Genomic DNA, 9,289 nt, shown 5'->3' on the forward strand with positions numbered 1-9,289 from the left:
TGGGAACACCTCCGATCCTTCCCATAGCCGGGGAAGCGGACAAGTACCGACTTTATTGTGCGTACTTACCGGGAGGTGTGTGTGCCCTGCCCTTATGCCCGCCCGCCGGTCACCAGGTCAGTGCGTCCGCCGCCGACGTCTGCCAGTACGTGACGAACGCCGAGCTGTCCACGTAGACCCCGTCCTGCGGGAGCTTCGCCGCCGCCGGGCCGCCCACGCTGCCGTTCATCGCGCGGTTGGAGAAGTGGACGTCCAGCTTGTGGGCCACGGAACCTTCCGAGCCCTCGGGGGAGGACGTGCCGATGGCCGCGTACGCCGACTGCCCCGGCTCGAGGGTGACGACTGCCTGGGGCTTGCTCGCGTCGAGCCACGGAGTGGCGGCCTGGCCCTCGTCGAAGCGGAGGAACGGGGCACCGTACGCGTAACACGTCTTCGTGCCGGTGTTCTTGGCCTTCAGAAGCAGGTGGTTGATGGGGCGGTCGACCTGCTGCACGGTGACCTTCGTGGTGGCCGCGGTGCAGGTGACCGGCGCCGACTTGGCGGCGGGGGCGGCGGCCGAGGCGGCGCCACCGAGCGCGGTGAACGAGAGGGCGGCGGTGAGAGCCGCGGAAACGGCGGCGGCCTTGGTGCTGAGTCGCATGGCTGATCCTTTTCGGTGTGATGCGGGAGACGCGAGCCGCGCCGAGGGGCCCCCGGGTCGCGGCGTGCTTGTATGACCCAGAGCTTGTGCGTGGTTCTGTCCCGTTGGACAGGGTGGAACGGCAGTTGGGGGACGCCGGGACGTTCGCACGGCTGTGATCTGCGGAAACTCCGTTCCATGGAACGGATGGATGGGATGGAGAGAGCGTGGGGGCGGGCGATCTCGCGGAGTTGCTCCGGGAGTTGAAGGAGCGGTCGGGGCTCAGTTACGGGGCGCTGGCCAAGCGGTTGCATGTGTCGACGTCGACGCTGCACCGCTATGTGAGCGGGGCGGCCGTACCGACGGAGTTCGCTCCGCTGGAGCGGTTTGCCCGGGTGTGCGGGGCCTCGCGGCAGGAGATGGTCGAGGTCCACCGGCGGTGGATCCTGGCGGACGCGACGAGAGGCGAGCGTGATCGCGAGCGCGAGCCCGGTCGCGAGCGCAAGGGGGCGGCACCTGCGCCCAGTGATGCGGCTGCTGCGCATTCCGGAGGGTCGGGAGAGTCGGGGGGCGGTGGCTCGGGGTCGGGTGACGTGGCGTCCGGTGGCGCGAGGGTCGGAGAATCGGGGGCCGGTGGTGCAGGGTCCGGTGGCTCGGGGTCCGGTGGTGCGGGGGCGGGTGACGCGGGGTCCGGCGGTTCGGCCTCCGGTGACGCGGGGCTCGGTGACGCGGGGTCCGGTGGCTTGGCGTCCGGTGGGGCTGCTGGCGGTGGTCCTGGGGACGAGCGCTCCCGTGCGGGCTCTCGGGGCGGGGACTTTGACGGTGCGAGGCCCCGTGCCGGGGACTCCCGTGGCGAGGGCTCCCGTGGCGAGGGCTCCCGTGAAGGGCACTCCCACGGCGGAAGCTCCTCCGCTCGCGGACCCAAGGACGAACCCCCCGGCATCGTCATCGGATCGGCCCCCGCGGTGGCGGCCCCGCGCGAGGGGCGGCGGCTGACCCGGGGGCGTGTCCTCGTCGCCGCCGGTGTCTTGATCGCCCTCGGTGTCACCGCCGTCGCCGTGCAGGCCGCGACCGACGGCGGTGGCAGCGACCAGGTGTCCACCGACTCCCCGAGCGCCGACGACGGGAAGCGGAAGGGCGGCCCGGACGGCCCTGCCGCCTCCGGATCGGCCTCGCCCACCGGGAAGGAATCCAAGCAGGGCAAGCCGGGCAAGGAGGCGACTCCGTCAGGCAAGCCGAAGGGCGAGGACAAGGGTTCCGGGGGCGAGACACCGGCCCCCGGCACCGGAGGCGGCGGCAAGGGCGACTCCGGCCGGGGCGGCGTCCCGGTGACCGTATCCACCCTGGCCCAGTACTGGCAGGACCCCTGCGGCCACCCCTACCTCGTCGACAAGGACCCCGCCAGACTCTCCCCGCCCCCCAACGAACAGGACGCCTCCGGCTGGGTGTCCGCGAACGGCGCCGTCTCCGCCGGGGAACAGACCGTGAAGCTGACGGTCCAGGGCACGGGCGAGGACACCGTCGTCCTGGAGTCCCTGAACGTCCGGGTCGCCGGCACCGACGCGCCGCTCGCGTGGAACAACTACAAGATGGGGTACCTCGGCGTCGGCTGCGGAGGCAACGTGCCCAAGCACTCCTTCGACGTCAACCTGGACGCGTCGGTGCCCCGCCCCACCCCCCAGAACGCGGGCGACGGCTTCCCCTACAAGGTGAGCGCGAGCGACCCCGAGGCGTTCTACGTCAACGCGACTGCCAACGCCCGATACGTACGGTGGTACTTGGAGCTGGAGTGGTCGAGCGGCGGCCGGCACGGCACGGTGCGCATCGACGACACGGGCCGGCCGTTCGCCACGAGCGGCGACAAGAACCGTCCCGTCTACGGGTACTCGCTCGACACCAAGAAGTGGACGAAGACGAACCGCGACGACGACAACATCCAGGAGCCGTAAGGGGCATAGCAGTAGCGGCCGGGGGCGGGTGTCCGGCGCATCAGGTTCTGTCCGTATCGCGAAATGACATCTGTACGGGGCACGGACATGCCTAATCTGCCGGACAACCGAAGGAGTCGTAGATGACCGTCACCGCTGCCGCCCCCGGCACCACCGCCGCTCCCACCCCGCCGCTCGCCGCGCGCGCCGCCGCCGTCGGAGGCTCTCCGGTACGGGACATCCTGGCCGTCACCGCACGGCCCGAGGTCATCAACTTCGCGGGCGGGCTCCCCGCGCCCGGCCTCTTCGACAAGGAGGGCATCACCGCCGCCTTCCACGCCGTACTCACCGAACAGCCCGAGCGGGCGCTCCAGTACTCCACCACCGAGGGCGAGCCCGCCCTGCGTACCGCCATCGCCGCACGCTACTCCGGGCGCGGGCTCGCGACCGGGGTCGACGACCTGCTCGTCACCACCGGGTCGCAGCAGGCGCTCTCGCTGCTCGCCACCGCCCTCATCGAGCCCGGCGACACCGTCCTCGTCGAGAACCCCTGCTACCTCGCCGCCCTCCAGGCCTTCGGTTTCGCGGGCGCGCAGGTGATCGGCGTGCCGTGCGACGAGGACGGGATCGACCCTGAGGCCCTCGACGAACTCGTCGCCCGCCACCGGCCCAAACTGCTCTACACCGTCCCCACCTTCCAGAACCCCACCGGCCGCACCACGCCGGCCGACCGGCGCGCCGCGACAGCGGGCATCGCCGCGCGGCGCGGACTGTGGGTCATCGAGGACGACCCGTACGGCGAGCTGCGCTTCGAGGGGGAGCGCGCGCCGTGGATCGCCTCGTGTCCCGGAGCCGAGGACCGCACGATCCTGCTCGGCAGCTTCTCCAAGGTCATGGCGCCGGGCCTGCGCCTCGGCTGGCTGCGCGGCCCCGCCACGCTGCTGCGGGCCTGCGCCATCGCCAAGCAGGCGGCGGACCTGCACACTCCGACCGTCAACCAGCTCGCGGCGGCGCGGTACTTGGCGGACAACGACCTGGACGCGCACCTCGCCCGCGTCACCGGCGCGTACCGCGAGCGGCGTGACGCGATGCTGGACGGCCTCGCGGACGCGCTGCCCGAGGGGTCGAGCTGGATACGGCCCGAGGGCGGCATGTTCGTCTGGGCGAAGCTGCCCGAGGGGTACGACACCACCGCGTTGCTGCCCGAGGTGGTGAAGCATCTCGTGGCCTATGTGCCGGGGGCGCCGTTCTACGCGGGGGAGCCCGACGTCACCACCCTGCGGATGTGCTTCGTGACGCAGTCCCCCGACGAGATCGCCGAGGGACTGCGCAGGCTCGGGGGCGCGCTACGGCGTTAGCGTTCTGCGCGCCCTTTTCCGGCTGCGCTCAGAGGCGCTCGGGGGTCCTGATGCCGAGCAGGGCCATTCCCTGGTGCAGGGTGCGGGCCGTGATGTCGCAGAGGAACAGGCGGTTCTCCGCGACGTCCTGCGGCGGCTTCGGCTTGATGACCGGGCACTGGTCGTAGAACGTCGTGTAGAGCGAGGCCAGCTGGTAGAGGTACGCCGCCAGCTTGTGCGGCGCGTACTCCTGCGCGACCTCCGCGACCGTCTCCGCGAACTGGTCGAGGTGCAGCCCCAACGCCCGCTCGGCGGCGGCCAGTTCGAGCTCCGGGTGGGCCTTGGGGGACGTGTCGTCCGCCTTGCGCAGGATCGACTGGATACGGGCGTACGCGTACTGGAGGTAGACCGACGTGTCGCCGTTCATCGAGACCATCTGGTCCAGGTCGAACTTGTAGTCGCGCACCGCCGACGTCGACAGGTCCGCGTACTTCACCGCGCCGATGCCCACCTGGGCGCCGCGCTCGGTGATCTCCTCCTCGGAGAGGTCCTTGGCCTTCTCGCGCACGATGGCCGACGCCCGCTCGATCGCCTCGTCGAGCAGGTCGATGAGGCGTACGGTCTCGCCCTCACGGGTCTTGAACGGCTTGCCGTCCTTGCCGAGCACGGTGCCGAAGCCGAGCTGCACCGCCTTGACGTCGTCCGTCAGCCAGCCCGCCCTGCGGGCCGTCTCGAAGACCATCTTGAAGTGCAGGGACTGCCGCGCGTCCACCACGTACAGGAGGGTGTCGGCCTTGAGGTTGAAGACGCGGTCGCGGATCGCGGAGAGGTCCGTCGCCGCGTACCCGAAGCCGCCGTCGGACTTCTGGACGATCAGCGGGGACGGGTTGCCGTCCGGGCCCTTCACGTCGTCGAAGAAGACGCACAGCGCGCCGTTCGACCGGACCGCGACGCCGGACTCCTCAAGGAGGCGGCAGGTCTCCGCCAGCATGTCGTTGTAGCCGGACTCGCCGACGATGTCCGCGTCCTCGATCTCCACGTCCAGCTTGTTGAAGACCGAGTAGAAGTAGACCTTCGACTCGTCCACGAACCGCTGCCAGATGGCGAGGGTCTCCGGGTCGCCCGCCTGGAGGTCCACGACCCGGCGCCGGGCGCGCGTCTTGAACTCCTCGTCGGAGTCGAAGAGCACCTTCGAGGCTTTGTAGACGCGGTTGAGGCCGGACATGGCCTCTTCGCCCGCCTGCTCGGTGCCGTCGGCGGCCTGATGGCCCAGCGCGTCGGGGTGCTCGATCAGATACTGCACGAGCATGCCGAACTGGGTGCCCCAGTCGCCGATGTGGTGGCGGCTGATGACCTTCTCGCCGGTGAACTCAAGGATCTTGACGACGGAATTGCCGATGACCGAGTTCCGCAGGTGGCCGACGTGCATCTCCTTGGCCACGTTCGGCTGGGCCCAGTCGACGACCGTCGTGCCGGCCTGCTGTGCGTACGGCACGCCGAGCCGCTCGCCGTCGGCGGCGCGCGCGGCGAGGTTCTCGGTGATCGCCTTGTCGGTGACCGTGACGTTCAGGAAGCCGGGGCCCGAGACCTCGACGTCCTTGATCATGTCGTCGTCCGCCGGGAGGGCGTCCACGACCTTCGTCGCGAGCTCGCGAGGGTTCGCCTTCGCCTTCTTGGCGAGGGCCAGGATGCCGTTGGCCTGGTAGTCGGCCCGGTCGCTTCGTCGCAGCAGCGGGTCGGCGGCGCCGGCCTCCGGCAGGGCAGCCGAGAGGGCGTCCGCGAGGCGCTGGTGGACGGAGGCGGTGAGGGACGTGACCGAGGCCATGGAGTGGATGCCGTTCTCCTCGAGGTGCAGATAGACCCGGCAAGTATTCCATGGGGTCCAAAGTCGTTTTCGCTCTCACGTGGCTTGCTGGGAGAATGGCCGCGACAAGCGGTACTCACGTAGAAGAAGAAAGGCGTGCCGATCGTGGCTCAGAGCACCGATACCACCGACTGGGTCTCCCGCTATGCGGATGAGGTCATCGCCGAGTCGGAGCGTCGTGCCCCGGGCAAACCTGTGGTCGTCGCGTCCGGACTCTCCCCTTCCGGCCCCATCCACCTGGGCAACCTCCGCGAGGTCATGACCCCGCACCTGGTCGCGGACGAGATCCGGCGGCGCGGGCACGAGGTCCGCCACCTGATCTCCTGGGACGACTACGACCGGTACCGCAAGGTCCCGGCCGGCGTCGCGGGCATCGACGAGTCCTGGGCCCAGCACATCGGCAAGCCCCTCACCTCCGTGCCCGCCCCGGCCGGTTCCGCGTACGCGAACTGGGCCGAGCACTTCAAGGCGGCCATGACCGAGGCGCTCGACGAGCTGGGCGTGGAGTACGACGGGATCAGCCAGACCGAGCAGTACACCTCGGGCGTCTACCGCGAGCAGATCCTGCACGCGATGAAGCACCGCGGTGACATCGACGCGATCCTCGACCAGTACCGCACCAAGAAGGCGCCCGGCAAGAAGCAGTCGCAGAAGCCGGTAGACGAGGCCGAGCTGGAGGCCGCCGAGGGCTCCGGCGCCGCGAGCGAGGACGACGGCAGCGGCGGCACCAGCGGGTACTTCCCGTACAAGCCGTACTGCGGCGCGTGCGAGAAGGACCTGACCACCGTCACGTCGTACGACGACGAGAGCACCGAGCTCAGTTACGTGTGCGCCGACTGCGGGCACAGCGAGACCGTCCTGCTCAGCGAGTTCAACCGCGGCAAGCTGGTCTGGAAGGTCGACTGGCCCATGCGCTGGGCGTACGAGGGCGTCATCTTCGAGCCCAGCGGCGTGGACCACTCCTCTCCCGGGTCGTCCTTCGTGGTCGGCGGGCAGATCGTGCGCGAGATCTTCGACGGCGTGCAGCCGATCGGCCCGATGTACGCGTTCGTCGGCATCTCCGGGATGGCGAAGATGTCGTCCTCCAAGGGCGGCGTGCCGACCCCGGCCGACGCCCTGAAGATCATGGAGGCGCCGCTCCTCCGCTGGCTGTACGCCCGCCGCAAGCCGAACCAGTCCTTCAAGATCGCCTTCGACCAGGAGATCCAGCGGCTCTACGACGAGTGGGACAAGCTGGACGCGAAGGTCGCGGACGGGACCGCGCTGCCCGCCGACGCCGCGGCGCACTCGCGTGCGGTGCGTACGGCGGCCGGTGAGTTGCCGAAGACGCCGCGTCCGCTGCCGTACCGGACGCTCGCGTCCGTCGCGGACGTGACGGCGGGCGCGGAGGACCAGACGCTGCGCATCCTGCGGGACCTGGACCCCTCCGACCCCATCTCGTCCCTGGACGAGGCGCGGCCCCGGCTCGACCGCGCCGAGAACTGGATCACCACCCAGGTCCCGGCCGACGCACGCACCATCGTGCGCTCGGAGCCGGACACGGAGCTGCTGTCCTCCCTTGACGACGAGGGCCGCGAGTCGCTGCGGCTGCTCCTGGAGGGCCTCGACTCGCACTGGTCCCTCGACGGGCTCACGCACCTGGTGTACGGCGTGCCGAAGGTGCAGGCCGGGTTCTCCGCGGACGCGACGGCCAAGGAGCTTCCGCCGGAGATCAAGGTCGCCCAGCGGTCGTTCTTCGCCCTGCTGTACCGCCTCCTGGTGACCCGGGAGACGGGGCCGCGTCTGCCCACGCTGCTGCTTGCCGTGGGCGCGGAGCGGGTGCGGAAGCTGCTCGGCGCGTAACGCTGGCCGCTTTGGCTGTACGGGCTTGGGGGCGGCGCCCATTTTTATTGGGCGCCGCCCCCTTCGCGTACCGCGGACTGACCGCCGCTGCGCGGCGAAGTTTTCCCGCCCACCCGCCCGATTGCTCGGGGTAATCGGGTGGGTGGGTGGGAGATGTCCGCCGCGAAGCGGCGGGTCTGTGGAGGTGCGCGCACCCGCTGACGCAGAGATTGGCGCGGCGGATTGTCGGCGCGGGTCGTGGTCCGGCTGATGGCGCGGTGAGGGGCTGCATCCTTTGGACTACCGGGAGATCACTCCGGGGCAGGACGCCCGGGGCCCGGGGGCCGGACACCGTGGACGTATGAAGGAAATCATCTCCATCGTCGGATGGGTCGTCGGTATTCAGGGCGCGCTCGGTGCCGCCGGGCGGATCTTCGGGGACAACCCGTGGGGCCTCTTTCACAAGTGGTGGGACATCCCCACCCCCGGATACCTCGCGCTGTTCGTCGTGGGCGCCGCCCTCGCCGTCTGGGGCGAGACCGGCAAGAAGCGCGCACGCAGCAGGGCCTGAGGCGGCGCCGACTACGCGCTGTACTCGGAGTCCAGCTCCTCCTGGTAGCGGCCCCGGAAGTCACGCAGGTACGGGCGCAGCGTGCTCTCCGCCGGAGGGCCGCCCGCCTGGCCGGTGACGCCGTACAGGTCCATCAGGTACAGGCCGAACTGGCGGGCGTTCGGATAGTCGCCGAGCTCGCTCACGTACTTGCGGAACGCGGCGAAGTACGCGTCCTCGCGCGACACGTCGTCCGGAAGCCCGGATGCCTCGGGCAGCGGGCCCAGCTCCTCCGGCGCGTCCTCCGGCGCGTCTTCCCGCGCATCCTCGCGCGCCTCGCCCTCGGGAGCCTGCTCCTCGCGCGGGCCCGGAATCAGGTGCTGACCGCCGAGCGGGCGGGTGCGGCCGGGCCCCGCGGGGACCTGGAACTCGGCCTCGGGCCCGGCGTGGGCGGCGGCCTGGCCGTGCTCGTCGAAGTACGCCTGCTGCTGCTCCAGGTAGGCCTGCTCGTCGGCATAGGCCTGCTGGTTGGCGTACGCCTGCTGGTCCGCGTACGCCTGTTGCTCCGCGTACCACTGGTCGTGCGGCTCTTCAGGGACGTACGAAGGCTGCTGAGCCGCGAACCACGGGCTTACGTGCGCTCCCGCGGGCGCGGGCTGCTCCTGCTGCTCCTGCTGGTCGGGCTGCCCCTGCTGTTCGGGCTGCTCCGGCCGGGGCTCCTGCTCCCGCTCCTGCCCCCGCCCATGCCCGTGCTCGGCCCGCGGCTCAGGCGCCGCCACCAGCTCCGGATGCTGCGGCTCCGGCGCCACCGGCACCGGCGCCGGCGGGATCAGCGCGGGCTCGATGCCCGCCGCCGCGAGGCCCGCGGGTGCGGTCTCCGCAAGGGGTACGCCGAAGCGCGCCAGGCGCAGCGGCATCAGGGACTCCACCGGGGCCTTGCGGCGCCAGTTGCGGCCGAAGCGGGCCTGGAGGCGGGCCTGGTAGATCAGGCGGTCCTGCTCCAGCTTGATGACCTGCTCGTAGGAGCGCAGCTCCCACAGCTTCATGCGGCGCCACAGCTTGAACGTCGGCACGGGGGAGAGCAGCCAGCGGGTGAGGCGTACGCCTTCCATGTGCTTGTCGGCCGTGATGTCCGCGATCCGGCCCACCGCGTGCCGCGCCGCCTCGACG

At 70.8% G+C, this 9,289-nt stretch carries 7 protein-coding genes; 4 read left to right on the forward strand and 3 right to left on the reverse strand.

The features are described 5' to 3' along the window. Positions 1 to 109: 109 nt before the first annotated feature. Positions 110 to 640, reverse strand: a complete 531-nt coding sequence (locus tag IE226_RS41445) for a DUF4232 domain-containing protein (protein ID WP_190086696.1) — start codon at positions 638 to 640, stop codon at positions 110 to 112. Between the two features lie 206 nt (positions 641 to 846). On the opposite strand from IE226_RS41445, the gene IE226_RS45545 reads away from it, so the two are divergent. Then, complete coding sequence (locus tag IE226_RS45545; RefSeq protein WP_190086697.1) at positions 847 to 2,568, forward strand: transcriptional regulator; 1,722 nt, start codon at positions 847 to 849, stop codon at positions 2,566 to 2,568. Between the two features lie 122 nt (positions 2,569 to 2,690). Then, positions 2,691 to 3,905, forward strand: a complete 1,215-nt coding sequence (locus IE226_RS41455; RefSeq protein ID WP_190086698.1) for an aminotransferase-like domain-containing protein — start codon at positions 2,691 to 2,693, stop codon at positions 3,903 to 3,905. A gap of 28 nt (positions 3,906 to 3,933) precedes the next feature. Here the strand turns inward: IE226_RS41455 and argS are convergent, their stop codons facing one another. Then, positions 3,934 to 5,709 carry an arginine--tRNA ligase gene (argS, locus tag IE226_RS41460; RefSeq protein ID WP_190086699.1) on the reverse strand — a complete coding sequence of 592 codons (1,776 nt, stop codon included), beginning with the start codon at positions 5,707 to 5,709 and terminating at the stop codon, positions 3,934 to 3,936. A gap of 135 nt (positions 5,710 to 5,844) precedes the next feature. On the opposite strand from argS, the gene lysS reads away from it, so the two are divergent. Together lysS and IE226_RS41470 are read left to right on the forward strand one after the other, a co-directional pair. Next, positions 5,845 to 7,590: a lysine--tRNA ligase gene (gene lysS, locus IE226_RS41465; protein ID WP_190086700.1), complete on the forward strand. Its 1,746-nt coding sequence runs from the start codon at positions 5,845 to 5,847 to the stop codon at positions 7,588 to 7,590. 340 nt (positions 7,591 to 7,930) lie between these two features. Next, positions 7,931 to 8,140: a hypothetical protein gene (locus tag IE226_RS41470; RefSeq protein WP_190086701.1), complete on the forward strand. Its 210-nt coding sequence runs from the start codon at positions 7,931 to 7,933 to the stop codon at positions 8,138 to 8,140. Between the two features lie 11 nt (positions 8,141 to 8,151). On the opposite strand, the gene IE226_RS41475 is transcribed toward IE226_RS41470, so the two are convergent. After that, positions 8,152 to 9,289: DUF2637 domain-containing protein (locus tag IE226_RS41475; RefSeq protein ID WP_190086702.1), on the reverse strand; the 1,138-nt coding region annotated here is incomplete at its 5' end.

Origin of the sequence: Streptomyces longisporoflavus, assembly GCF_014649775.1 — a bacterium.
In the GTDB taxonomy this organism is placed as follows: Bacteria; Actinomycetota; Actinomycetes; order Streptomycetales; family Streptomycetaceae; genus Streptomyces; species Streptomyces longisporoflavus.

Coding starts and splice junctions, on each gene's coding strand:
- IE226_RS41445 (WP_190086696.1), bottom strand. CDS start 640: ATGCGACTCAGCACCAAGGCCGCCGCCGTTTCCGCGGCTCTCACCGCC.
- IE226_RS41455 (WP_190086698.1), top strand. CDS start 2,691: ATGACCGTCACCGCTGCCGCCCCCGGCACCACCGCCGCTCCCACCCCG.
- argS (WP_190086699.1), bottom strand. CDS start 5,709: ATGGCCTCGGTCACGTCCCTCACCGCCTCCGTCCACCAGCGCCTCGCG.
- IE226_RS41470 (WP_190086701.1), top strand. CDS start 7,931: ATGAAGGAAATCATCTCCATCGTCGGATGGGTCGTCGGTATTCAGGGC.